At 71.8% G+C, this 25,121-nt stretch carries 18 protein-coding genes; 11 read left to right on the forward strand and 7 right to left on the reverse strand.

What is annotated here, in order from left to right:
* Positions 1–29: 29 nt before the first annotated feature.
* The 3 genes from ACZ6S8_RS03170 (at position 30) to ACZ6S8_RS03180 (ending at position 7,229) form a co-directional block, all read left to right on the forward strand.
* Entirely contained in the window at positions 30–3,269 is a 3,240-nt protein-coding gene (locus tag ACZ6S8_RS03170) for a type I restriction endonuclease subunit R (protein ID WP_469451951.1), read from the forward strand.
* Positions 3,270–3,341: 72 nt separating this feature from the next.
* Positions 3,342–4,967, forward strand: coding sequence for a protein kinase domain-containing protein (locus tag ACZ6S8_RS03175; protein WP_469451953.1), 1,626 nt, complete (start codon positions 3,342–3,344; stop codon positions 4,965–4,967).
* Between the two features lie 114 nt (positions 4,968–5,081).
* Positions 5,082–7,229 (forward strand): AIPR family protein, encoded by a 2,148-nt coding sequence (locus ACZ6S8_RS03180; protein WP_469451955.1) that lies wholly within the window; start codon positions 5,082–5,084, stop codon positions 7,227–7,229.
* Between the two features lie 583 nt (positions 7,230–7,812).
* Here the strand turns inward: ACZ6S8_RS03180 and ACZ6S8_RS03185 are convergent.
* Entirely contained in the window at positions 7,813–8,262 is a 450-nt protein-coding gene (locus tag ACZ6S8_RS03185) for an Lrp/AsnC family transcriptional regulator (RefSeq protein ID WP_469451956.1), read from the reverse strand.
* A gap of 135 nt (positions 8,263–8,397) precedes the next feature.
* On the opposite strand from ACZ6S8_RS03185, the gene ACZ6S8_RS03190 reads away from it, so the two are divergent.
* A complete protein-coding gene (locus ACZ6S8_RS03190) occupies positions 8,398–9,399 on the forward strand; it encodes an asparaginase (protein WP_469452756.1) in 1,002 nt (333 codons plus the stop codon).
* Between the two features lie 273 nt (positions 9,400–9,672).
* Here ACZ6S8_RS03190 and meaB read toward each other — a convergent pair whose 3' ends face one another.
* The 4 genes from meaB to ACZ6S8_RS03210 form a co-directional block, all read right to left on the reverse strand.
* Entirely contained in the window at positions 9,673–10,656 is a 984-nt protein-coding gene (meaB, locus tag ACZ6S8_RS03195; RefSeq protein ID WP_469451958.1) for a methylmalonyl Co-A mutase-associated GTPase MeaB, read from the reverse strand.
* Between the two features lie 10 nt (positions 10,657–10,666).
* Entirely contained in the window at positions 10,667–12,856 is a 2,190-nt protein-coding gene (scpA, locus tag ACZ6S8_RS03200; RefSeq protein ID WP_469451960.1) for a methylmalonyl-CoA mutase, read from the reverse strand.
* Positions 12,853–14,709 carry a methylmalonyl-CoA mutase family protein gene (locus ACZ6S8_RS03205; RefSeq protein ID WP_469451962.1) on the reverse strand — a complete coding sequence of 619 codons (1,857 nt, stop codon included), beginning with the start codon at positions 14,707–14,709 and terminating at the stop codon, positions 12,853–12,855. The genes scpA and ACZ6S8_RS03205 overlap by 4 nt, the downstream gene beginning before the upstream one ends.
* 62 nt (positions 14,710–14,771) lie before the next feature.
* Positions 14,772–15,962: an ROK family transcriptional regulator gene (locus ACZ6S8_RS03210; protein WP_469452758.1), complete on the reverse strand. Its 1,191-nt coding sequence runs from the start codon at positions 15,960–15,962 to the stop codon at positions 14,772–14,774.
* An 834-nt stretch (positions 15,963–16,796) separates the two neighbouring features.
* Between ACZ6S8_RS03210 and ACZ6S8_RS03215 the strand changes: the two genes are divergently transcribed.
* From ACZ6S8_RS03215 to ACZ6S8_RS03240, 6 genes are all read left to right on the forward strand, one after another.
* The gene (locus tag ACZ6S8_RS03215) at positions 16,797–17,780 is read left to right on the forward strand and encodes a TauD/TfdA dioxygenase family protein (RefSeq protein WP_469451964.1); all 984 of its coding nucleotides are present in this window, start codon (positions 16,797–16,799) and stop codon (positions 17,778–17,780) included.
* 89 nt (positions 17,781–17,869) lie between these two features.
* On the forward strand, positions 17,870–18,433 hold the full coding sequence (gene ssuE / locus ACZ6S8_RS03220; RefSeq protein ID WP_469451967.1) for an NADPH-dependent FMN reductase: 564 nt from the start codon (positions 17,870–17,872) through the stop codon (positions 18,431–18,433).
* A gap of 82 nt (positions 18,434–18,515) precedes the next feature.
* Positions 18,516–19,547 carry an ABC transporter substrate-binding protein gene (locus ACZ6S8_RS03225; protein WP_469451969.1) on the forward strand — a complete coding sequence of 344 codons (1,032 nt, stop codon included), beginning with the start codon at positions 18,516–18,518 and terminating at the stop codon, positions 19,545–19,547.
* 5 nt (positions 19,548–19,552) lie between these two features.
* The gene (locus ACZ6S8_RS03230; protein ID WP_469451971.1) at positions 19,553–20,377 is read left to right on the forward strand and encodes an ABC transporter ATP-binding protein; all 825 of its coding nucleotides are present in this window, start codon (positions 19,553–19,555) and stop codon (positions 20,375–20,377) included.
* Positions 20,374–21,324 carry an ABC transporter permease gene (locus tag ACZ6S8_RS03235; protein WP_469451973.1) on the forward strand — a complete coding sequence of 317 codons (951 nt, stop codon included), beginning with the start codon at positions 20,374–20,376 and terminating at the stop codon, positions 21,322–21,324. The genes ACZ6S8_RS03230 and ACZ6S8_RS03235 overlap by 4 nt, the downstream gene beginning before the upstream one ends.
* Before the next feature lie 83 nt (positions 21,325–21,407).
* Entirely contained in the window at positions 21,408–22,739 is a 1,332-nt protein-coding gene (locus ACZ6S8_RS03240) for an LLM class flavin-dependent oxidoreductase (protein WP_469451975.1), read from the forward strand.
* 64 nt (positions 22,740–22,803) lie between these two features.
* On the opposite strand, the gene ACZ6S8_RS03245 is transcribed toward ACZ6S8_RS03240, so the two are convergent.
* Positions 22,804–23,724 (reverse strand): NADP-dependent oxidoreductase, encoded by a 921-nt coding sequence (locus tag ACZ6S8_RS03245; RefSeq protein ID WP_469452760.1) that lies wholly within the window; start codon positions 23,722–23,724, stop codon positions 22,804–22,806.
* A 66-nt stretch (positions 23,725–23,790) separates the two neighbouring features.
* Positions 23,791–24,537 carry a DUF2470 domain-containing protein gene (locus tag ACZ6S8_RS03250; protein WP_469451977.1) on the reverse strand — a complete coding sequence of 249 codons (747 nt, stop codon included), beginning with the start codon at positions 24,535–24,537 and terminating at the stop codon, positions 23,791–23,793.
* A gap of 157 nt (positions 24,538–24,694) precedes the next feature.
* On the opposite strand from ACZ6S8_RS03250, the gene ACZ6S8_RS03255 reads away from it, so the two are divergent.
* Positions 24,695–25,090 carry a cell division protein SepF gene (locus ACZ6S8_RS03255; RefSeq protein ID WP_030012729.1) on the forward strand — a complete coding sequence of 132 codons (396 nt, stop codon included), beginning with the start codon at positions 24,695–24,697 and terminating at the stop codon, positions 25,088–25,090.
* The last annotated feature ends 31 nt before the right edge of the window (positions 25,091–25,121 follow it).

The raw sequence follows: 25,121 nt of genomic DNA on the forward strand, positions 1-25,121 counted from the left end.
CCCATACCCGCCCGCCCCGAGGAGCCCCGATGACCGACGCCGCCGCGCGAGCGCTCGCGCACCAGGCCCACACCGAGCTGGCCTTCGAGGACGCCGTCGAGGCCGGGCTGCTACGGGGCGGGTGGGAGCAGGGGCTCGCCAATACGTACCGGCACGCGCTCGGGATCGACACCTCGGAGCTCAGCACCTTCCTGGGGGCTTCCCAGGGCGACCAGTGGCAACGACTCCAGGACGCCTATGGGGAAGAGGAGGAGCAGGCCATCCAGCGGTTTGGCGCGCTCGTCGCCAAGCAGATCGACGGGCGCGGGCTGCTCGACGTGCTGCGGCACGGCGTCGTCGACCGGAACATCAAGCTCCGCCTCGCCTTCTTCAAGCCCGCCCACACCCTCGCCGCGGGGGCGCTGGACGAGTACGACGCCAATCGCCTCACTGTCGTGCGGCAGTTCTACTTCTCCACCGCCGACCCGACCAAGTCCGTGGACCTGGCGCTCTTCCTCAACGGTTTGCCTGTCGCCTCTGTCGAGTTGAAGAACCCGCTCACCGGGCAGTCGGCGGCCGAGGACGCCATGCGCCAATACCGGCGCCGCGACCCGGGTGAGCTGTACTTCGCGCGCCGTAGCCTCGTCCACTTCGCCGTCGATCCGGACCTCGTGTTCCTGACGACCCGCCTGGCAGGCCCGAAGACCCGCTTCCTGCCGTTCAACAGGGGTACCGGCGGCCCCGGCGCCATAGGAGGCGCGGGCAACCCGCCGGTGGCCGCCGACGCCGAGTACGCCACCTCCTACCTGTGGGAGCAGGTCTGGCAGCGGGACGCCTGGCTCGACCTCTTGCACCGCTACCTGCACGTCGAGGACCCGGCCGCCAAGGCTGGCAAAGCCCCCCGCTACCGGCCTGGGGCGGCCCACTCCCACCCGCTGATCTTTCCGCGCTTCCACCAGTGGGACGCCGTCCGGAGGATGACCGCGCACGCGGCCCGGCACGGGGCGGGAGAGAACTACCTGGTCCAGCACTCCGCCGGCTCGGGCAAGTCCAACACCATCGCCTGGCTCGCGCACCGGCTGGGCTCGCTGCACACGCCCGAGGACCCGGCGCTCATCGACCCGGGCGCGGTAGTCGCCAAGGGGCTCGGCGCCAACAAGCCCGTCTTCGACAAGGTCGTCGTCATCACCGACCGGCGGGTGCTGGACAAGCAGCTCCAAGACACGATCTACCAGTTCGACCACACGCCCGGCGTGGTCCTGCGGGTCGACAACGACTCCCAGCAGCTCGCGGAGGCCCTGACCGGGTCCACCGGCCGGATCGTCATCACCACGCTCCAGAAGTTCCCGTTCATCCTGGACAAGGCCGCCGGCCTCGGATGCAGCCGCCGCTACGCCGTCGTCATCGACGAGGCGCACTCCTCCCAGGGCGGCAAGGGTGCCGACGCGCTCAAGAAGGCGCTGGGCAAGCTCGGTTCGGACGCGGTGGACGAGGACGGTGATCCGCTGACCGCCGCCGCGCTGGCCCGTGGCAAGCAGCCGAACCTGTCCTTCTTCGCGTTCACCGCGACGCCCAAGGAGAAGACCCTCAACCTCTTCGGTACCCGGTCGCCCGAGAGCGGACAGATGGAGCCCTTCCACATCTACTCGATGCGGCAGGCCATCGAAGAGGAATTCATCCTCGACGTGCTCGGCACCTACATCACCTACGGCACTTACTTCAAGCTCCAGAAGGCCGCCGCCGACGAGGCGGAGCGGCAGGTGGACCCGCGCAAGGCCCGCTCCCGGATGGTGCGGGCCGCCCTGATGTCCGAGGCCTCCCTCAAGTCACGGGCCAGGATCATGGTCGACCACTTCCGGTCCCACTCCGCCGGCCGGTTGGGCGGCCGGGCCAGGGCCATGGTCGTCACCCCCAGCCGGGAGCACGCCGTACGGCTCTACCAGGAGATCCGGTCCTACGTCGAGCAGAGCGGCTTCCAGGACTGCTCGGCCCTCGTCGCCTTTTCTGGAACCCTCAGCCTCGACGAGGGAATCGAGTACACGGAGGCGAAGCTCAACGGCTTCACCGAGAGCGAGCTGCCGGACAAGTTCGGGTACACGCGGCTCGACGATCCCAGGCCGCCGGCCGTCCCGCGTCCCGAGTACCGCATGCTGGTCGTAGCGGACAAGTATCAGACAGGGTTCGACCAGCCGCTCCTCACCACGATGTACGTGGACAAGCCCCTGGCGGGCCTGGCGGCCGTACAGACCCTCTCCCGTCTCAACCGCACCCACCGGCTGAAGTCTGCCGAGGACCTGTTCGTCCTGGACTTCGCGAACAAGCCGGAGGTGATCGAGGAGGCGTTCCAGGCGTACTACGAGGCGTCCGTCGCCGAGCCGCCGGAGCCCAACCTCCTCTTCGACCGGCACGACGAGGTGATGGCGTACCGGTTGCTGATCGTGGCGGAGATGGACGCGTTCGTCACCGCCTACTTCGCGGCCTTCAAGGAAGGCGCCGCCGCCGACGCGGCCGTGGAGAAGGCCCACTCCAAGCTTCACCGCTACACCACACCGGCCGTGGACCGCTTCACGGCACTGGCCGCGGACGAGCCGGACGCCGCCCAGGAGTTCCGGCGCGCCCTGGAGTCGTACGTCAAGGCGTACGGCTGGCTTTCGCACGTCATTGGCTTCGAGAGCGAGGAGCTGGAACGGCTCTACCAGTACGGACGCTTCCTGCTGCGTCGACTGCCGCGCCCGGAGGGCACCGCGAGCGCCGACATAGGCGAGGTCACGCCCAGCCACATGCGTGTACGCAAGACCGGCACGCCGGAACTCGCGCTGAGGGTCGAAGGCGCCCAGGTACTGCCCGGCCTGGTGCCGCAGGCAGCCGGCACGCCCACCGAGGTGCCGGAGCAGTCTCTGGCCGAGGTCATCGAATCGGTCAACGACGAGTACGGCATCGGACTGTCCACCACGGACCAGATCCTGCTCGGCCAACTGGTGGTGGCCGTGGCGGAGGACCCGGAACTCAAGGCGATCGGGATGCACAACGACGAGGAGACCTTCCGGCGGGAAGTGGAACGCGATATGGACCGGGTGGTCATCGAGCAGGCCCAGTCCAACGACGCCCTGCTGGTGCGGTACTACGACGACCCGCTGGTCAACAAGCTGTTCAAGCAGGTCGCCACCCAGCAGGCATACGGACTCATCCGGCGGCCGGTGCGCCGGGAGGCCGAGCGACGGGCCACGGCGGAGCGAGCCGCTGCAATCAAATCCGGCCAATCCGGGAACACTCCGCCCGCAGCCTCGTAACCTGGTCACACCAAGAACGATCACGTGTGACGCACGGCGTGTGCCCGGCACTCCGCGCAGGAGGGACCGCCCGTGCTGCACGACGCCGTGACCCAGGACGCCGTCGTATCGTCCCGAGTGCTCGCGGGGCGGTACCGGCTGAACCGCCCAATCGGAGCCGGCGGTATGGGCGAGGTGTGGCACGCCTACGACAAGCGGCTCGACCGGCGGGTCGCGGTGAAGATGATGCTCGCAGACGTGCGCAGACAGGACGCTGCGTCGCCCGGCACGTGGTCGCAGGAGGTCCTCCGTACCCGTCGTGACCGGTTCCTGCGCGAGGTGCGGACCACGGCGGCCGTGGAGCACTTGGGGATTCCCGCCGTCTACGACACGGGAATCGACGACCTCTCCGGCCGGCTCTACGTTGTGATGCAGCTGCTGACCGGCCGCGAACTACAGGCGGTCGTGGACGAGACGGACCACGAGTCCGCGCCCCTGCCGGTTTCATGGGTCGCCGCCGCAGGGGCGCAGATCGCCTCCGTGCTCGACGAGGTGCACCGGCACGACGTGGTCCACCGCGACATCAAACCGGCCAACCTCATGCTCACGCGCGGCGGAGTGGTGAAGGTCCTCGACTTCGGGGTGGCGGCGCTTCTCGGCACCGGCAGCAATCCGAGACTCACGCAGGAAGGCATGACCGTCGGGACACCGGCCTACATGTCGCCGGAGCAGAGCCTGGCGAACGCGGTCGGCCCTGCGGCCGACGTGTACGCCCTGGGGTGTGTGCTGTACGAACTCCTCACCGGGCAGCCCCCGTTTCGCGGGGACGGGAACCGCTCGTACGCCTGGCACCACGTGCGCACCCCTCCCCGGCCAGTCCGCGGGAGCAGGCCCGATGTCCCGGCCGACATGGAGCGGCTGCTGCTGGCGATGCTGGAGAAGGAGCCCGAGAGGCGCCTCGACGCCGCCGCGGTGTACGAGGCCTTGCTGCCATGGGTACACGCCGACGACACCGGATACCGGGACGGGAGGGAACTCGATCCCCGCCACCCGTTCCACCAGCCGTTCGGGGAACCCACTGGACGGCAGCGGCCCAGGTACACGCCGACGGAGGTGGCTCCGGCGGTGCTCGTACCAGACGAGTCGGCTTCCAATACGTCGGCGCTGACGGACCAGGAGGCGGACGAGGTGGCGGATGAGGCGGCGCGACTTGCCCAGGACGGGCAGTTCACTCAGGCCTCCGACCTCCTGACGGAGGCGATCGCGCGCGCGGGCGCCCCGGGTCTGCGTGAGGACCTCCTGTTCTCCCTCGCGCAGGTGAGGTTCCTCGGTGGAGCCCACCGTGAGGCGGCCGGACACTTCGAAGCCGCGGGACGCGCCTACGCGGCGCGCTTCGGGTCGGACGACGAACAAGCCCTGCTGTGCCTCTATTTCGCCGCCCAGTGCCGTATGGAGCTCGGTGAGACGACGGCCGCCGTCGACGCCTTCCGCGATTATGTCGCCGGTTCTCGCGAACCGGACGATGCGGCGGCCGTTGACCGCCACCTGGACGCCCTTGCTTCGTTGGCCCGGCTGTACGCCTCTACGGAACGGATGACCGACGCGCTCGCGGCGGCGGCGGACCTGCGCCAGGCCACACAGCGACTGCGTGGGCCTCAGGCGCCTGAGCTCGCCGACATCGACGGATATCTGGCCCGACTCCGTCGGTTCTCAGCCTGAGATCGCCCGAGCACCGGGGCACCCGAACCACCGATCCGATCATCTCATCGCTCAGGACGCCAGGCCGTCGTGGCCTCTCGTCGCTCGACCTTAAGTACAGGAGAACGCCTGCCCATGGCGCACAACGTAGAACGGGACATCCCTGCCCAGGTCCGACAGGTTCGCCGGGCGTTCAACGACACCTACACGGACCTCCTGGACATGAGCGACTTCGCCGGTCACTCCGAAGAGCGTCGTGCGGATGCCCGTCTCTCCCGGGCGCTGGCCGCGCACGCGGTGCGGATCGTCACGGGCTGGAGTGCCCGAGACGCCGCGCTCACGGTCATCGACGGAGGCGCCGACCAGGGCATCGACGCGATCGCCATAGTGTCTGAGCCTGCCCACATCTACCTTGTTCAGGCGAAGTGGAGCAGCAAGGGAACGGCAAGGGCGAAGACGGAGGCGGTGCACAAGCTACTGGCCGGGCTACGGCTTATCGACAGTGAGGAATTCGCCCAGTTCAACCCCCGTGGTCAGAAGCTCGCCCAGGAAGCCAAAGCCCTCATGGGGCAGGGTGCGGTGTCGGTCACGCAGGTCATCGTGCTCATGGGGGCCGAGCCTGTGTCCGCTGAGGTGGAGCAGGCGCTCAGTAACGGAGAGAACGAGTTCAACCGTCACGGTGACTTGCTTGGCCGCCGCGTGATTCACGCATCGGAGGTCTGGGCCAAGGTCCGGGACGATATCGCTGCCAAGCCTGTCGACATGGCGGCGGATCTTTTCCCCTGGTTCGGTGTCAGCTCACCGTACGAGTCGTATCAGGGAGTGGTGACCGCGGAGCAGATCGCGGCATGGCTCAGAGACCATGGTGCCGACCTCTTCAATCTCAACATCCGCAACCCGTTGGGTCTGACCCACATCAACAATGATCTGGTGGGGACACTCACTCAGGAACCAGCCCACTTCTGGTACTTCAACAACGGAATTACCATTCTGTGTGACTCCGTGCAGAAGACCCAGCAGTCCATGCTGGCACCGGAGCAGCATCCGCTGTCCCTGCAGATCCGGGGGGCCAGTGTCGTCAACGGTGCGCAGACGGTGCGTTCCATCGCTGATGCCATGGCGAAGGAGCAGAGCGACGCCGGATTTGCGAAGGTCGGTGTGCGGATCATCGTCACCGGTGGGGCCGAGGAGTTCGCGAAGCGCACCACGCAGGCCACGAACCGGCAGAATCACATTGAGCCGCGGGACTTCATTGCGCTGGATCCAGTCCAGGCAGCGTTGATGGAGGAGATCAAGGCAGAACTCGGGCTGGACTACAGCGTCCGGCGCGGTGAACTCGAACCGCCCGCTGAGTCGGGGTGCTCCGTCGTGGAGGCTGCGTGCGCCCTGGCCTGCGCCCACCCCCACAGCCAGTACGCGGCTCGTATCGCGGGCTCCTTGGATGTTCTCTGGGAGCGCGGCAGTCAAGGCGTCTACGACGTCCTGTTCCGCCCGCAGCCCGGTGCGTACCAGCTGTGGAATGCCGTGCTCGTTCTGCGGGCTGTCCGGCGGACTCTGCACGAGTTCCGGGCACGGTTCGAGGGGCGCGGGGCAGCTGTGGTGGAGCATGGAACGTTCCTGATCGCACACCTGGTCTTCCAGGAGCTCGGGACTGACTCCATGGACGAACCCGATCCCGCTCTCTCCTGGGCGGAGGGCGCTGTTGCCCGAGTGCCCGAGATCCTGGAGCGGGTCGTGCCCACGCTGGTCGCGGCCATGGACAGCCTCTACGGAGAGCGCTCGCAGATCAGGTATCTGTGTGCCGATACGCAGCGGTGCAAGGAACTGACCGCGGAGGTGCGGCACAGGATTGCCGAAGGTGTAGAGCAGGCCATTCCTGAGAAGTATCGACGGCAGAAGAAGCAGCGTAAGCCGCGGCGCCCCAACGCGGTCCACGTCATCATCGACCAGGGAGCGCTCAAGGACGGCGCGGTACTTACCCTGAACACCTACATCGTCCCCGAACAGGACGCGCTCAAGGATTGGCTTGCGCAGGACGAGCAGCGCTCTCGGGCAACCTGGGTTAACCATCGGACGAGGCCGGTCCTGTGGGCTGCAGACGGCGAGCAGTATTCACCTTCTGGCTTGATCTCCCGCATGTGGGAACTCGCTGGCTGGGAGGGGAGGCCGGTGTCTAACCAGGGCACGACCCGATGGTCTACCGCCGATGGGGACACGCTGGCGGAGCTCGCGTGGCGGCTCCTCGCTGAGCTGGAGGAGCAGGATGGAGAACCGGGGGTGTAAATGGCATCCAGGTGCGCAGGCAAACGTCTTGCAGGTGTAGTTCGCTGTAACGCTGTCGTAGGAACCCGTGACGCTCGTTTGACGCTCGGACCCATCTCGAACTGCGTTCAGCGTCCCGTTATGGACTCTGACCTGCTGCTTTATCAGCTCGCTTCATTCTCATCCCTTCCCGATGACGCACCACGTGGAGTGCGTGGCCATCCTGAGGCCCAGGCGAAGGCCGCCTGATCTCAGGCTTCTCGGCGCCGACGCGCGTTCGGGGCCGCGGGCGATGTCCTGAGGTGCGTCCGGCGGATCGATTACCCGTGCCCCGACCCCGCGGATCACACAAGGCTGTAACGCCCGCGTTCCGGACATGGCGTGAGGGGTGCGTACCGTGCGAGCCGACAGCGATCATTACGGTTCCGGTCGGCCGGTGTGGCCCTTTCTCTACGGAAGCTGATGGCCCCGGCCTCCGTGAGTGCCGCCCGCCGTGCCGCGTCGACGGCCACCGTCCGGGACGCCGGCGCTCCTGCCCATGCCTGCATGGGTATCCGCAGTGTCCGGGCGATTCTGTCGCGCACTCGCGGTGGTCGGCGGGGCGTCAGACGGGGAGGCCTGTGGGTTGTTTGATGCGTTTCATGATGATTTGGGAGTTGACCTCCGTGACGCCCGAGAGGGCCGTCAGTTGTTCGATCCAGAGGCGTTCGTACGCGCGGAGGTCCGCCACCGCGATGCGGAGCAGGCAGCCGGGGCTGCCGAAGAGGCGGTAGGCCTCGATTACGTCCGGGATGTCCTGGAGGGCGGCCTCGAAGGACTCGACCGCCTCGCGGTCGCGGCGTACCTCCACCGAGACGAGCACCTCGAAGCCGCGGCCCACCGCCTCGGGGGAGATCACCGCGCGGTAGCCCTGGATCACGCCGTCCTGTTCGAGCTGGCGCACGCGGCGCATGCACGGGGAGGGGGTCAGGCCCACCCGCTGGGCGAGCTCCTGGTTGCTGAGGCGGCCGTCCGCTTGGAGCTCGCGCAAGATATCTCTGTCAATGGCGTCCATCGCGCAATTATTGCTTAGTGAATGTTGCGGGAGGGGTTAAAGAAGCAATCGCCTTGCGCGTAGATCTCTCTATCATTGCTGGTTGCAGTACACCTGTACGAGCCGCGTATGCGTGAGGGAAGGACGGCCACGGCCATGGGACGGATCGTCGTCATCAGCACCGGCGGGACGATAGCCAGCCGCTGGCAGGGTTCCGGTTTCGCCGCGGACGCCGACGGGAGCGAGGTCGTCGCCACCGCGCCGCTTCCCGAGGGCGTCACCGTCGAGCTCGTGGACCTGTTCAGCGTGAACAGCCCCCGGCTCACCACCGCCCACCAGCTCACCCTGCTGCGCACCGTGCACGAGGTGCTCGCGGACCCGGGGGTCGACGGGATCGTCGTCACGCACGGCACCGACACCCTGGAGGAGTCGGCCTTCCTCGTCGACCTCCACCACCACGACGAGCGCTCCGTGGTGTTCACCGGCTCGCAGCGCCCCATGGGCACGGCCGACGGGGACGGCCCCGGGAACCTGTACGATGCGCTGCTCACCGCCGCGACCACGCGCGGGCTCGGCGTGCTGATCGCCTTCGCGGGCCGGCTGCACGCCGCCCGGGGCACGGTGAAGACGCAGGCCGTGGCCCTGGACGCGTTCGCCGACCCCTCGGCCGAGCTGTTCGGGAAGGTCGGCTTCGGGAAGGTCACCACGCTGCGGCCGCCGCAGCGGTCCGTACCGCTGCCGCTGCCCGCGATGCCGGAGGTGCCGCCGCGGGTCGACATGGTCATGCACCACGCGGATGGTGACCCGGTGCTGCTGAACGCGGCCGTCGACGCCGGGGCGCAGGGCATCGTCCTGATCGGGACCGGCGCGGGCAACGCGACGCCGGAGATCGTCGATGCGGTGAAGGCCGCCATCGGGCGCGGGGTGCTGGTCGCGCTGACCACGCGGGTCGCGGCCGGGCCGGTCACCGAGATCTACACGCACGGCGGGGCCGTGGACCTGGTCGCCGCGGGCGCCGTGCCGACCGGGACGCTGCGGGCTGGGCAGGCGCGGATCGCGGTGCTGGCCGCGCTGCTGGGGAGCGGGGATTCCGTCGAGCGGATCGGGCTGCTGCGGCAGGCGCTGGGCTCCGCCGGGTCGGTGCTGGTCGGGGCGTAGCCCCCTGTCCCTGTCCCCTGCCGTTGGCCTCGCCGGCCGGTGCCGGGCCTTCGGGGCTCCGCCCCGGACCCCGCGCCTCAAACGCCGGCGGGGCTGGATGTGGCCCCGCGCATGTCTCTCAGGCCGGCGGGGTTGGGTGTGGGGCCCACTGCGTGATGGCGCGGCGCCGTTGCACGGGGCTCCGCCCCGGACCCCGCGCCTCAAACGCCGGCGAGGCTGGATGTGCCCCCGCGCATGTCTCGCATGCCGCGCGAGGCGGAGGGTGCCCCCGGGTCAGCGGTCCGTGAAGGCTGCCAGGAGGCGGTCCGCCGCCGAGGTGGCCGTGAGCGAGCCCTCGCGGACCGCCGCCTCCAGGGTCGGTGCCAGTTCGCGGACCGACGGGTTCGCGCGCAGCCGTGCCAGCAGTTCGTCGCGGACCATCGACCAGGTCCACTCCACCTGCTGCGCCGCCCGCTTCGCCGCCAGCCGGCCCCCCGCCTCCAGCAGCGTGCGGTGCTGTTCGAGGCGGTTCCACACCTCGTCCAGGCCCGTCGACTCCCGGGCGCTGCACGTCAGGACCGGCGGTGTCCACGCGGCGTCGGACGGGTGCATCAGGCGCAGGGCGCCCGCCAGTTCGCGGGCCGCCGACTTCGCCTCGCGTTCGTGCGGGCCGTCCGCCTTGTTGACCGCGAGGACGTCGGCGAGTTCCAGGACGCCCTTCTTGATGCCCTGGAGCTGGTCCCCCGTACGGGCCAGGGAGAGCAGGAGGAAGGAGTCCACCATGCCCGCGACCGTGGTCTCCGACTGGCCCACGCCGACCGTCTCGACGAGGACCACGTCGTAGCCCGCCGCCTCCATCACGATCATCGACTCGCGCGTGGCCTTGGCGACCCCGCCCAGCGTCCCCGCGGACGGGGAGGGGCGTACGAAGGCGGCCGGGTCCACCGCCAGGCGTTCCATCCGGGTCTTGTCGCCGAGGATGGAGCCGCCCGTCCGGGTGGAGGAGGGGTCCACCGCCAGGACCGCCACCCGGTGGCCCAGCGTCGTGAGCATCGTGCCGAACGCGTCGATGAAGGTGGACTTGCCCACCCCCGGCACCCCGCTGATGCCGATCCGGCGGGCGCGCCCCGCGTGCGGCAGCAGCTCCGTCAGGAGCGTCTGGGCCAGGGCCCGGTGGGCGGGCAGGGTGGACTCGACGAGCGTGATCGCGCGCGCGACGAACGCGCGCTTGCCGTCGAGGACCCCCTTCGCGTAGGCCTCGATGTCGATCTTCGGCATCGACGCCCGCCTACAGCTCGTGCCCGAGGTCCGCGGCGAGCCGCGTCACCAGGTCGTGGGCCGCGTCCGGGATGACCGTGCCGGGCGGGAAGACCGCCGTCGCGCCCATCTCCAGGAGGGTGGGCACGTCCGCGGGCGGGATGACCCCGCCGACGACGATCATGATGTCCTCGCGGCCCTCCTCCGCCAGCTGCTCGCGCAGCGCCGGTACGAGGGTCAGGTGGCCGGCCGCCAGCGACGAGACGCCCACCACGTGGACGTCCGCCTCGACGGCCTGACGGGCCACCTCCGCCGGGGTCTGGAACAGCGGGCCGACGTCCACGTCGAAGCCCAGGTCGGCGAAGGCCGTGGCGATCACCTTCTGGCCGCGGTCGTGCCCGTCCTGGCCCATCTTGGCGACCAGGATGCGCGGACGCCGTCCCTCCGCCTCCTCGAACCGGTCGACGAGCGCACGGGTGCGCTCCACGGACGGGGACTCGCCTGCTTCCATGCGGTACACACCCGAGATCGTACGGATCTGGCTGGCGTGGCGCCCGTAGACCTTCTCCAGGGCGTCGGAGATCTCGCCCACGGTCGCCTTGGCGCGCGCCGCGTCCACCGCGAGGGCCAGCAGGTTGCCCTCGCCGCTGCCCGCCGCGTTCGTCAGCGCCCGCAGGGTGTCCTGGGTGACGGCCTCGTCGCGCTCCTCGCGCAGCCGCCGCAGCTTGGCGATCTGCTGGGAGCGCACGGAGGAGTTGTCGACCTTGAGGACGTCGATCTGCTCGTCGGTCTCCACCCGGTACTTGTTGACGCCGATGACGGGCTGACGGCCGGAGTCGATGCGTGCTTGCGTGCGCGCGGCGGCCTCCTCCACCCGGAGCTTGGGGATGCCCGCGTCGATGGCCTGCGCCATGCCGCCGGCCGCCTCGACCTCCTCGATGTGCTGCCAGGCCCGCCGCGCCAGGTCGTACGTCAGCTTCTCGACGTACGCGCTGCCGCCCCACGGGTCGATCGACCGGCAGGTCCCCGACTCCTGCTGGAGCAGCAGCTGGGTGTTGCGGGCGATGCGCGCCGAGAAGTCCGTCGGCAGGGCGAGGGCCTCGTCGAGGGCGTTGGTGTGCAGCGACTGGGTGTGCCCCTGGGTCGCGGCCATCGCCTCGATACAGGTGCGCGTGACGTTGTTGAAGACGTCCTGCGCCGTGAGGGACCAGCCCGAGGTCTGCGAATGGGTCCGCAGGGACAGGGACTTGGCGTTCTTCGGGTCGAACTGCTTGACCAGGCGCGCCCACAGCAGGCGGGCGGCGCGCAGCTTCGCGACCTCCATGAAGAAGTTCATGCCGATCGCCCAGAAGAACGACAGGCGCGGCGCGAACGCGTCCACGTCCAGCCCGACCGCCTGCCCGGCCCGCAGGTACTCCACGCCGTCGGCGAGGGTGTACGCCAGCTCCAGATCGGCCGTGGCCCCGGCCTCCTGGATGTGGTAGCCGGAGATGGAGATCGAGTTGTACCGGGGCATCTTCTGCGAGGTGAACGCGAAGATGTCGGAGATGATCCGCATCGAGGGCTTGGGCGGGTAGATGTAGGTGTTGCGGACCATGAACTCCTTGAGGATGTCGTTCTGGATGGTCCCGGCGAGCTTGTCGGGGGAGACGCCCTGCTCCTCCGCCGCCACGATGTACAGCGCGAGGACCGGCAGCACCGCGCCGTTCATCGTCATCGACACCGACATCTTGTCCAGCGGGATCCCGTCGAACAGCTGCCGCATGTCGTAGATCGAGTCGATCGCCACGCCCGCCATGCCGACGTCGCCGGTCACGCGCGGGTGGTCGCTGTCGTAGCCGCGGTGCGTGGGCAGGTCGAAGGCGACCGAGAGGCCCTTCTGGCCGGAGGCCAGGTTGCGCCGGTAGAAGGCGTTCGACTCCTCGGCCGTGGAGAAGCCGGCGTACTGCCGGATCGTCCAGGGCTGGTTCACGTACATCGTCGGGTAGGGGCCGCGCAGGTACGGGGCCACGCCCGGGTAGGTCTGGAGGAAGTCCAGGCCCTCCAGGTCGCGCCCGGTGTACAGCGGCTGTACGCCGATGCCCTCGGGCGTCTCCCACAGCAGGTCGCCGGGGGCGGTGCCGGTGGACTCCTTCACGGAGGCGCGCCACTGGTCCTCGGAGCCGGCGGAGGGGCCGGCGCCGTCCAGCGCCAGCTCGGAGAAATCGGGGATGCCGCTCACGACGTGACTCCCATCCGGTCGAGTACGGAGGACAGCACGGCGACCGCGTCGCAGCCGGCGTAGACGTACGCGTCCACCGCTTCCGCGGCGGTACCGGGCTTCCCGGCGAGGAACACCGTCGTGGCGCCCGCCTCGCGCAGGGCGGCGGCCACCGCCTCGGCCTGCTCTTCGTACAGTACGTCGCTGGAGCAGATCACGGCGGTGCCGTCGGCGCTGCTCGCCGCGTAGGCCGCGGCGGCCGTCGCGGGCGTCACCGACACGGGGTCGTGGACCGGCTCGATGCCGCCCGCCTGGAACAGGTTCGAGGCGAAGGTGGCCCGCGCGGTGTGCGCGGCGGCCGGGCCGAGCGCCGCGAGGAAGATCCGCGGCCGGGCGCCGGTCGCGGCGAGGTGGGCGTCGCTGCGGGCGCGCAGCGCCTCGTACGCCTCGTCGCGGCGGACGCGGGGCAGGCCGCCGGCGGGCCCCGGGGGTGCGGGCTCGCGCACGACCGGCTTCTCCGACAGCAGCGGGAACTCGCTGACGCCGGTGATCGGCTCGCGCCGCTTGGCCAGCTTCTCGGACCGCTCGGCCCAGGTGGCGGCGATGCGGTCGGCGACCAGGCCGGAGCGCAGGGCGGCGGCCTGGCCGCCGGCCTTCTCCAGGATCTGGAAGAACTCCCAGGCGGCGTGCGCCAGTTCGTCGGTCAGGCGCTCCACGTAGTAGGAGCCGCCGGCCGGGTCGATCACGCGGGCCAGGTGCGACTCCTCCAGCAGGATGGTGGAGGTGTTGCGGGCGATGCGGCGCGCGAACGCGTCCGGCAGGCCCAGCTCGTGGTCGAAGGGGAGCACGGTGACCGCGTCCGCGCCACCGACGCCCGCCGCCATGCAGGCGACGGTGGTGCGCAGCATGTTCACCCAGGGGTCGCGGCGGGTCATCATCACCGGCGAGGTCACGGCGTGCTGGCGCTGGGCGCCCGCCTCCGCGGCCCCGCAGGCCTCGGCGACCCGGGCCCACAGGCGGCGCGCGGCGCGCAGCTTGGCGATGGTGAGGAACTGGTCCGCGGTGGCGGCGTAGCGGAACTCCAGCTGGCCGAGGGCCGCTTCGGTGTCCAGCCCGCCGTCGGTGAGGGCGCGCAGGTAGGCGACCCCGGTGGCCAGGGACAGGCCCAGCTCCTCGGCGGCCGAGCAGCCGGCCTCGTGGTACGGCAGCGCGTCCACGGTCAGGGCCCGCACGTCGGGATAGCCGGCGGCCTCCCGGGCCAACTCGACGGCGCCGGCGAGGTCCAGCTCCTCACCCGTACGGGCCTCGTGGCCCAGCGGGTCGGCGCCCAGGCTCGCGCGGGCGGCCGCGGGGGCCACCTCGCGCGCCGCGTACAGGTCCAGCAGGGCGCGGGCGGCCCGGGCGTAGTCGGCGCCGGCGTCGAGGGTGACGGGCGCGAGGTCGAGGTAGACCCCCTCCAGGGCCCGGGGGAGCGCCTCGGCGGGCAGTCCGCCGTCGCCGAGGGCGAGCCAGAGGGAGGTGACCCCGTTCTCCAGGTCGGCGAGGACCGCCTCGTTCACCCGTACGGGGTCGGCGCCCAGGTGCCGCTGGCGCACGTCCCAGCCGTTCGCGGCGTTCCCCTCGGCCCTGCCTCCCCGTACGAAGGGGGCGAAGCCGGGGAAGCCGGTGTCGGGAGCCGTCTCGGGCGCGGTGTACAGCGGGCGGGTGGTGAGCCCGTCCTGGAGCGTGGTGGACAACGCGTCTTCCGCTGCCTCGCCGGAAACTTCCTTGCCCGACTTGCGCAGCACGCCTTCTACCAGGCGCTGCCACTGCTCATGCGTCGCGTCAGGGAATTCGGCGGCCAAGGAGAGCCCGTCATCAGGCAGGACCGTCATGGCTCGAATGCTAGGGGGGCGCCCAGGGAACAACCAGGACCACCCGATGTGATCTCCCCCTCTCATGTGAGGTGGGAGGGGTCACGAAAGAGCGGACCGAGCAGGACGGTCGCCGCCGCCCCCGGGAGCACGGCGGGCCCGGCGTGCGGCGGGACGATCCGCCCGGGGTCTCCGGGGGCGCGGGCGAGGGCCGCGGCCGCGTCGCGGATCTCGTCGAGATAGCCGTCGTGCAGCACGCTCGACAGCTCGGTCACCACCATGACGGCCGGGTTGAACACGTCGAGGAGCAGGGCGGCGGCCCGGCCGACGTCGCGGGCGCGCTCGCGCAGCAGCCGGTCGGCGCGCAGGTCGCCGGTCGCGGCGGCGTCCACGAGCATCGGGACGGACGGATCGGGGACGATGCCGCGGCGCACGGCCTCGGCGCCGAGTGCCGTGTCGGAGGCGGTCGCCTGGAGACAACCCGTACGGCCGCACGCGCAGGGGGCGTCCGAGCCGGGCACCGGGAGGTGCGCGACGTCGCCCGCGGCCGCGCCGGGGCCCTGGTGCACGGTGCCCTCGATGCCGAAGGCGGCGTCGACGACGTTGCCGATGAAGAGGTGGACGAGGCTGCGGCGGGCCTCCGGGCGGCCGAAGAGGATCTCGGCGTGGGCGACGGCGCGGGCGTGGTTGTCGACGGACACGGGCAGGCCCAGCGCCCGGGACAGTTCGGCCGCGAGCGGCCGGTCCCGCCAGCCCAGCGCCTCGTGGCGTACGACGACCCCGCCGCCGGGCCCGCCCGCCCCGCCCGGTCCGCCCGGCCGGACCCAGCCGCCGAGGGCCGCGCCGACTCCGAGGAGCGGGCGGCCGGTGTCGGACTCGCGCAGGAACCGGCCCAGCCGGTCGGCGATCTCCCGGCCGAGGCCCGGGGAGCGGGGGTCCCGGTGGGGGAAGGACCGCCGGGCCAGCAGGCGGCCGCGCAGGTCGACGAGGCTGAAGGTGGACTGGGGCACCCCGATGTGCAGCCCGGCGGCGACGGGCCCGCCGACGGCGCCGGTGTGCAGGTCGAGCGGGATCCGCGGCCGCCCCACGCCGTCGGCGGGGCCGGGCAACTCCCGCAGCAGCCCGGCGCGGAGCAGCCCGGTGGTCTGCCGGGACACGGCGGCGGGGCTGAGCCCGGACAGCCCGGCGATCCCGCTCCGCGCGACCGGCCCGTGGTCCAGGACCGTCCGCAGCACGGTGGCGGCGTTGGCGGCGGCCCGGCTGTCACCTGCCATACGGGTCACGGGGTCTCCTCGGGGGCGCGGGCGTCCCCCTGATCATGCCGGAGCCCGCTAAAGCGCCACCCCGGCACATCGGGGGGCGGGCCGTGGGCGCCGCCCCGGGGCACCCCGCACCCCTCCCGGGCGCCTGCGCCGTGTGTCCCGCGCCGTCCCGCGCCGTCGCGCGCCGTCCCGCGCCGTCCCGCGCCCGGGGTGCGGTGCGATGCGGGGGCGTGGCGGTCGCGTTGCGGGACCGTGAAATCCGGCCACGGAATTCAGCCGCCGGAGGAGGGGTGGCGAGGCCTCGGGTCACGAGGAAAGGGCAGGTCGGGAGGGGTGCGCGGGGGGTGGCTGGGATTTCGGTCGGCGGACCGGGCGAGGGCGTCGGCGGGGGTTGACCGGTGGCGCGGCCGCTGACAGGCTCCGAGCCATGTCCGCGAACGAGCACCTCGTCCCGCGGCTCCACACCCCCGGCCCCTGTACCGCGCCGGGCGAGTGTCCGGGCCGCTGTCCGGCCCCGCGCCGAGCCTGAGCTCCGCCCCACCGCGGACGCACGGCGCCCGCACCGCACCGCACCGCCTCCCCGCCGCAGCCGCCGGCACGCCGCACCCCCGCCCCGCGCGCCCCGCGCCGCCGGTGGGGTTCGGCCGCCGCGGTCGGTGCGGGGTGCGGGGTGCGGTCGCCGTTCCGCGCAGGATGCCCCGTACCGGGGAGACCTCCGCGTCCCCGGTACGCCCTTCCCGCCGCGCCATCCCACCCCGAACGTCGCGCAGTACCCGTACGTCCGACCCGTACGCCTATTTCTTCCGCTGCGGAAATAAATAGCCGCAGCCTGCCCGAGGAGTCCTCATGGCCACCGCCACCCAGACCGCCGCGACCACCCGGACCGCCACCGCCACCCAGACCGCGACCACCACCGTCAGCAGGATCGGCGGCCGCATCGGCGCCGAGATCGGCGGCGTCCGCCTCGGCGGCGACCTGCCCGGGACGACCGTCGCCGAGATCCGCGCCGCCCTCCTCGCCCACAAGGTGGTGTTCTTCCGCGGCCAGGACCACCTCGACGAGGCCGGCCACGAGGCCTTCGCCCAGCTGCTCGGCGCCCCCGTCGCCCACCCCACCGTCCCCTCGGCCGACGGCCGGTACGCGCTCGGCATCGACTCCGACCACGGCGCCCGCGCCAACCAGTGGCACACCGACGTCACGTTCGTCCCCGCCTACCCGGCCTTCTCCATCCTGCGGGCCGTCACCGTCCCGCCGTACGGCGGCAACACCCTCTGGGCCAACACCGCCACCGCCTACGACCACCTCCCCGAGCCGCTGCGCGCCCTCGCCGACGGCCTGCGGGCCGTCCACACCAACGAGTACGACTACGCCGCCCTCAAGCCCGACGCCCTCCCCGAGGCGCTGGCCCAGTACCGCGAGGTCTTCACCTCCACGAAGTTCCTCACCGAGCACCCGGTGGTCCGCGTGCACCCGGAGACCGGTGAGCGCTCCCTGCTCCTCGGCAACTTCGTCCAGCGCATCAGCGGTCTCACCGGCCGCGACTCGCGCGTCCTCCAGGACCTCTTCCAGGCCCACATCGAGAGCCCCGAGAACACCGTCCGCTGGCAGTGGCGCGCCGGTGACGTCGCGATCTGGGACAACCGCTCGACCCAGCACTACGGCGTGGACGACTCCGACGACCACGAGCGCACCCTGCGCCGCGTCACCGTCGACGGCGACGTCCCGGTCGGTCCCGACGGTGCGCCCTCGCGCCTGATCAGCCCCGAGGCCGTCCCGGCCCCCGCCTTCGGCATCCCCTCCGGCGCCTCCACCACCCCGTCCGGGAACTGACCGCCGCCCCCGCGGCGCCCGCCCGAACGGCCACCCGGCCCCGCCCGGCCCCACCCCGTCCGCTCCCGTATGACGCCCAAGGAGCCCCCGTGCCCCAGCTGCTCGCCATCACCGGCAGTCCCTCCGTCAACTCCCGCACCGCCGTCGTCGCCGACCACGTGCTCCGCCGCCTCTCCCACGCCGGCTTCGGCACCGCCCACCTCTCCGTGCGCGAGCTCCCCGCCGCCGACCTCCTCTCCGCCCGCCGCGGGGAGCCCGAGATCCGCCGGGCCGTCGAGGCCGTCGCCCAGGCGGACGGCCTGGTCATCGCGACCCCGGTCTACAAGGCCTCGTACACCGGCCTCCTCAAGGCCTTCCTCGACCTCCTCCCGCAGGACGGCCTCGCCGGAAAGACCGTCCTGCCGCTGGTCACCGGCGGCAGCCTGGCCCACGTCCTGACCATCGACTACGCCCTGCGCCCCGTGCTCGCCGCCCTCGGCGCCCGGCACGTCACCGCCGGCCGGTTCGTCCTGGACTCCTCCGTCGAGCGCGGGAACGGCCCGGACCGGCTGCGCCCCGAGGCGGAGCTGGACCTCTTCCAGGCGGTCGACGAGTTCGCCGACTCCCTGCGCGCCGCCCACGGCGCCGGGGTCGCGCTGACGACCGCCCCGTAACGACGCCGAAGCCGAAGCCGAAGCCGAAGCCGAAGCCGACGCCGAAGCCCCGCCCCGCACCCCGTACCGACAAGGACCCGCCATGGCAGCCCGCACCCCGACCCCCACCTCCCGACGCCAGTTCCTCGCCCTGCTCGGCATCTCGGCGGCCGCGGTGAGCTGCGGCACGGCCACCGCGAACGGCGGCGGTTCCGGCGCGCAGGTCTCGACCCTCAAGTACCAGGGGGCGGTCGGCTCCGTGACGCTCCCCGAACTCGCCGCGGACCTCGGCTACCTCGGCGACGTCAAGCTGGAGTGGGTCGGGAACACCATCAGCGGCCCGCAGGACATCCAGTCCGCCGCCACCGGCCAGACCCACTTCGGCAGCGCCTTCAACGGCGCGGTCATCAAGCTCGCGAGCAGCAAGGCCCCGATCAAGGCCGTCATCTCCTCCTACGGCTCCGACCAGCACTCCTACGGCGGCTACTACGTCCTGGAGGACAGCCCGATCCGCTCGGCCCGCGACCTGATCGGCAAGAAGGTCGGGATGAACACCCTGGGCGCCCACTACCAGGCGCTGCTCGACATCTACCTGAGCCGCGGCGGCCTCTCCAAGGCCGACGCCGGCAAGGTCGAGCCGCTCGTGGTGCCGCCGGTCAACACCGAGCAGTCGCTGCGGCAGAAGCAGATCGAGGTCGGGGTGCTCACCGGCGTCCTGCGCGACAAGGCCCTCGCGACCGGCGGCATCCGCCCGCTCTTCACCGACGTGGAGCTCCTCGGCCCGTTCAGCGCCGGGACGTACATCATGACGGAGCGCTTCATCAAGCAGAACCCGGACACCGTACGGGCCTTCACGACCGGCGTGGCCAAGGCCATCGAGTGGTCCCGCGCCACCCCGCGCGAGGAGGTCATCGCCCGGATGACGGAGATCGTCAAGAAGCGCGGACGCAACGAGGACACCGCCACCCTCCGGTACTGGCACTCGTACGGGGTCGCCGAGACGGGCGGCCGGATATCCGACACGTCCTTCCAGCTCTGGCTGGACTGGCTCGGCGAGCGCGGCGAGATCAAGCCGGGCCGGCTGAAGGCCGCCGACCTCTACACCAACGAGTTCAACGGGCACGGGAAGGGCTGACCGGCATGGCGAAGATCGTGTTCGAGGGAGTGGGCAAGACCTTCCCGACCAAGCACAAGCACCGCGGCGAGGGGGAGTTCACCGCCCTCGACGGCATCGACCTGGAGATCGGGGCGGGGGAGTTCGTGGTCGTCGTGGGCCCCAGCGGCTGCGGCAAGTCCACCCTCCTGGACCTCCTCGGCGGACTGACCCGGCCCACGTCCGGGCGCATCCTGCTGGACGGCGAGCCGGTCACCGGCCCGGGGCTGGACCGGGGGATCGTCTTCCAGCAGTACGCACTGCTCCCGTGGCGGACGGCGCTCGGGAACGTCGCCTTCGGCCTGGAGGCGACCGGCGTGCCGCGCCGCCGGCGCACCGCCAGGGCGCGCGAGTTCCTGGACCTGGTCGGACTGACGGGCTTCGAGGACCGGCACCCGCACGAACTGTCCGGCGGCATGCGCCAGCGCGTCGCGATCGCCCGGTCGCTCGCGTACGACCCGGACGTGCTGCTGATGGACGAGCCGTTCGCCGCCCTCGACGCGCAGACCCGCGAATCCCTGCAGGACGAGCTGCGCCGCATCTGGCAGCGCACCGGCAAGACCGTCGTGTTCATCACCCACGGCATCGAGGAGGCCGTCTACCTCGGGCAGCGGGTGGCCGTCATGACCTCCCGTCCCGGCCGCGTCAAGGAGGTCGTCCCGGTCACCTTCGGCGACCGCGGCGCCGGCCTCCAGGGCGAGGACCTGCGCTCCAGCCCGGAGTTCGCCCGCTACCGCCACGACATCTGGAGCCTGCTCCACGACGAGGTGGCCCGCGCCCAGCAACTGGAGAAGGAAGAGGCGACCGTATGAGCACCCCGGCCGACACCGCCGTCGCCCCCGCCGCACCCGGCCGGGAGGTACGCGCCGCAGCGCCCCCGGCGGCGCCCGCGCCCCCGGCGGCGCCCGCGGGTGCGGCCCCGGGCGGCGCGTCCCCCGCCGCCCCGCGCGGCCGGACCGCCCCCGCGGCGCGTCCCGCCCGGCGCCCCCTGCGGGTCCTCGGCCGGTGGCTGCGCGCCGCCGCCCTGCGGTCGGCGGCCCTCCTCGCCCTCCTCGCCGTGTGGGAGACGGCGCCCCGGCTGGGCCTGGTGGACGCCACCTTCCTCCCGCCGGTCAGCGAGGTCGCCGTCGCCTGGTGGGAGCTGCTGGGCAACGGCCAGCTCGGCACGCACGTGTCGGCCAGCCTCGTCCGCTCCTTCGGCGGCTTCGGGATCGCCGTCGCCGTCGCCGTCCCGCTCGGACTGCTCATCGGCTGGTACCGGCCGGTCGCCGCGTTCCTGGGCCCGCTGCTGGAGGTGTTCCGCAACACGGCGGCCCTCGCCCTGCTGCCGGTCTTCGTGCTCCTGCTCGGCATCGGCGAGACGTCCAAGGTGTCGATCGTCGTCTACGCCTGCGTGTGGCCGATCCTGCTCAACACCATCAGCGCGGTGTCCAACGCCGATCCCACGCTCGTCAAACTGGCCCGCTCCATGGACCTGTCCACCCCGAGGCTCTTCCAGAAGGTGATCCTCCCGGCGTCCGTACCGGCCGTGTTCACCGGCATCCGGCTCGCCGGAGCGGTGTCCATCCTCGTCCTCGTGGCCGCCGAGATGATCGGCGCCAAGGCCGGCCTCGGCTACCTGATCAACGCCTCGCAGTTCAACTTCGCGATCCCCGAGATGTACGCGGGCATCGTCACCATCTCCGCCATCGGCGTGGCCTTCAACCAGCTGCTCGTCACCGTCGAGCGCCGTCTCAGCGTCTGGCGCGTCCCCTCCTGACCTCCGGTGCGGCCTCCGCGACGCCGCCCCGCCGTCACCACCCGCGGAGCCGCAGGCCCCGCCCCACACCACAAGGACCCGCCATGACCGCACCCCGGACCCTGCACCTCAACGCCTTCCTCATGAACGCCGGCCACCACGACGCCGCCTGGCGCCACCCCGACAGCACCCCCGAGCGCGTCACGGACCTGCGGTACTTCCAGGAACTGGCCCGGACCGCCGAGCGCGGCCGGCTCGACTCGATCTTCTTCGCCGACGGGCTCGCCCTGTGGGGCAAGGCCCGCTACAACGCCCTCGGCGGCTTCGAGCCGCTGACCCTGCTCTCCGCGATCGCCGCCGTCACCGAGCACATCGGGCTCATCGCGACCGTCTCCACCACCTTCAACGAGCCCTTCCACACCGCCCGGAAGTTCGCCTCCCTCGACCACATCAGCGGCGGCCGGGCGGGCTGGAACATCGTCACCTCCGGCACCGTCGACGAGGCCCGCAACTTCAACCGGGACGAGCACCTGGCGCACGGCCTGCGCTACGAGCGCGCCCGCGAGTTCCTCGACGTCGCCACCAAGCTCTGGGACAGCTGGGAGGACGACGCGATCGTCCTCGACAAGGAGCGCGGGATCTACGCCGACACCGACAAGCTCCACCCGGCCGCCCACCGCGGCGAGCACTTCGGCGTCGCCGGCCCGCTCAACGTGCCGCGCTCCCCGCAGGGCCACCCGCTCCTCGTCCAGGCGGGCTCCTCCGAGGACGGGAAGGAGTTCGCCGCCCAGTACGCCGAGGCCGTCTTCACCGCGCAGCAGACCCTGGCCGACGGCCAGACCTTCTACAAGGACCTCAAGTCCCGCCTCGCCCGCTACGGCCGCGCCGAGGGCGACCTGCTCGTCCTGCCCGGGATCGCACCCGTCATCGGCTCCACCGAGGCCGAGGCGAAGGCCCTCGAACAGCAGCTCACCGACCTCCAGGTGCCCGAGTACGGCCTCGCCCAGCTCTCCGGCATGCTCGGCACCGACCTGTCGGACCTCCCGCTCGACGGTCCGCTGCCCGAGCTCCCCGAGGAGCGCGACATCAACGGCAACAAGAGCCGCTTCACCCTCGTCGCCGAACTGGCCCGCCGCGACGGCCTCACCCTGCGCGAGCTGATCGCCCGCCTCGGCGCCGGACGCGGCCACCGGGTCTTCGCCGGCACCCCCGAGCAGATCGCCGACCAGCTGGAACAGTGGTTCACCCAGGGCGCCGCCGACGGCTTCAACATCATGGCCCCCGTGCTGCCCACGGGCCTGACCGACTTCGTCGACCAGGTCGTGCCGATCCTCCAGCGCCGCGGGCTCTTCCGCACCGAGTACACCGGCCGCACCCTGCGCGAGAACTACGGACTGCCGCGCCCCGCCAACCGCCACGCACCGGCGGGCGCGTGACGGACCGGGTCGTCTCCCGGGCCGTGGCGGAGCGGGAGCGGTCCCGCCCCGCCGCGGTGGCCGGTCAGACCGTCAGGACGATCTTGCCGCGGGTACGGCCCGCGGAGCTCAGCTCCCAGGCCCGCTCCGCCTGCGCGAGCGGCAGGGCGTGCTCGACGTTGACCGTGAGCCGGCCCGAGTCGGCGAGCCCGGCCAGGAAGGTGAGGTCGGCGTGGTCCGGGCGCACCCACAGCTGGTGCGCGCCCTTGGCGGCGGCCTCGTAGTCGGCGATGGACACCACCCGGTGGCGCTCCTTGACCAGGGACTGGAGCACCTCGACGACGCCGTCCCCGTAGAAGTCGAGGCCCGCGTCGACGCCCTCGGGGGCCAGCGCGCGCACGCGGTCCGCCAGGCCGTCCCCGTACAGGACGGGCTCGGCGCCGAGCGAGCGCAGGTAGTCGTGGTTGTGCGCGCCGGCCGTGCCGATGACGCGCAGGCCGAGGGCGACGGCGATCTGCACGCCGAAGGAGCCGGTGCCGCCGGCCGCGGAGTGGATGAGCACGGTCTCGCCGGCCCTGAGGCCCGCGCGGGTCAGCGACTGGTAGGCGGTGAGCCCGGCCAGCGGAATCCCGGCGGCCTGCTCGAAGCTCAGTTCGCGGGGCTTGCGGGCGAGCGTGCGGACGGGGGCGGAGACCAGTTCGGCGTAGGTGCCGAGCTCGACCCACTCCTTGCGGACGTAGCCGTAGACCTCGTCGCCCACGGCGTAGTCGAAGGTGTCCTGGCCGAGGGCCTCGACGGTCCCGGCGACGTCCCAGCCGGGTATGACGGGGTGGCGGACTTCCAGGATCGGGTCGAGGTATCCGGCGGCGAGCTTCCAGTCCACCGGGTTGACCCCGGCGGCCTTGACGCGGACCAAGACCTCGCCCGGTCCGACCTTGGGCTCGGCTACGTCAACGAGCTCCAGTTTGGCGGGAGTTCCGTATGAGCTGTACGTGATGGCCTTCATGATCAGCGACAACGGGGCGCCGTCGGGTGGATATTCCCCGTGGCGGCCCGGCTCCCGGCGGCCAGCTCAGGCGGGCAGGGTGTTGCGGTGCGAGCGCCGCCGGGCCGCGCTGAAGAGGGCCTGGATCTGCGCGCCCGACTGCTCGACGTGGTCCAGCGGGGAGGGGAAGGCCAGCCGCACGTCGTGGTGGCGGCGCCGCTCCTCCAGCCGCAGGGTGATGCCGTACCGGTCCATGGCCACGGGCAGCGCGCGCAGGACGGCGGCGGTGGGCAGCGGCTCGACCAGGCGCAGGAGCAGCGTGACCAGGTCGGGGTGGTCGTCGAGGAGGTGCGTGAGCATGCCGGCCTCGTACGGTGCCAGGGGGTCGGGGCAGGCCTCGTCGAGCTCTTCGAGGTTGATGTAGGAGAAGCCGTCCGCGGTCTCCAGGATGGCCTGGCCGTACTCCATGCAGGTGCTGTCCCCCGTGCTCGCCTCCGCGTACGGGGTGAGCAGCCGGCCGAGGACGGTGACCCGGGCGCGCACCCGGTCGCGCACGGGGGTGGGCGCGATGTCGGTGAACTCCAGCCGGATCGCGGGCCGCTCGTCGTGCAGGGCGCCGAGCGGGTTGCCCGCCGCGGGCGCCGCGGGGTGCAGGTGCAGCCGGCCCAGGACGTCGGTGCCGTCGAGGTGGCGCACCTCGGTCCGGAGCCCGTCGGCCACCACGGTCATGGAGTGGGCGGCGGCCAGGATCGACCGGACCCGCTCGGCGTCGGTGGGCCGGGCGGCGGGCGCGGACTGGGCGGCCGGGTGGGCGGGGTCACCGGACATGCGCATGCGGATCTCTCCATCGTCCCGAGTGGGTTAGGTATGCCTAACCTAACCTATCCGGCCGGGGTGGGGTACCCGCACGGTTCGTGTCGCTGTTGGGCTGAACGAGTGAAACGCGAGAGGATGGGGGGATGCACATGAAGCGCAGGGCCGAGGCGGTCCGGTGAGCAGGTACGACGTCACCGACGAACAGTGGGAGGGGCTCGCGCAGGTGGTTCCCCTGCGCAGTCGCAACGAGTGGCCCTCGCGGGTGGACCACCGCACGATCCCCACGGCGCCCGGGGCCTCCGCGGCCGAGCAGCGCCGCTTCGTGGTGATCCGGGTCCAGATCTTCGCGGACGCGCGGGAGGTGGCCGAGTACCTGATCGCGCAGATCCCGGTGCTGCTCGACCTCACCGGCGCCGACAGCGAAGTGGCCAAGCGGATCCTGGACTTCAGCAGCGGCGTGGTCTTCGGGCTGGGCAGCGGCATGCACCGGGTCGACCGGAACGTCTTCCTGCTCGCCCCGGTCGGGACCGAGGTCGAGGGGATCGCGGCCGCCGCCGTCCCCCGATCGTAGGAAGACCGCCGCGACGGAACGGTTCGCCGGG

The organism is Streptomyces sp. NPDC048461, assembly GCF_055587105.1.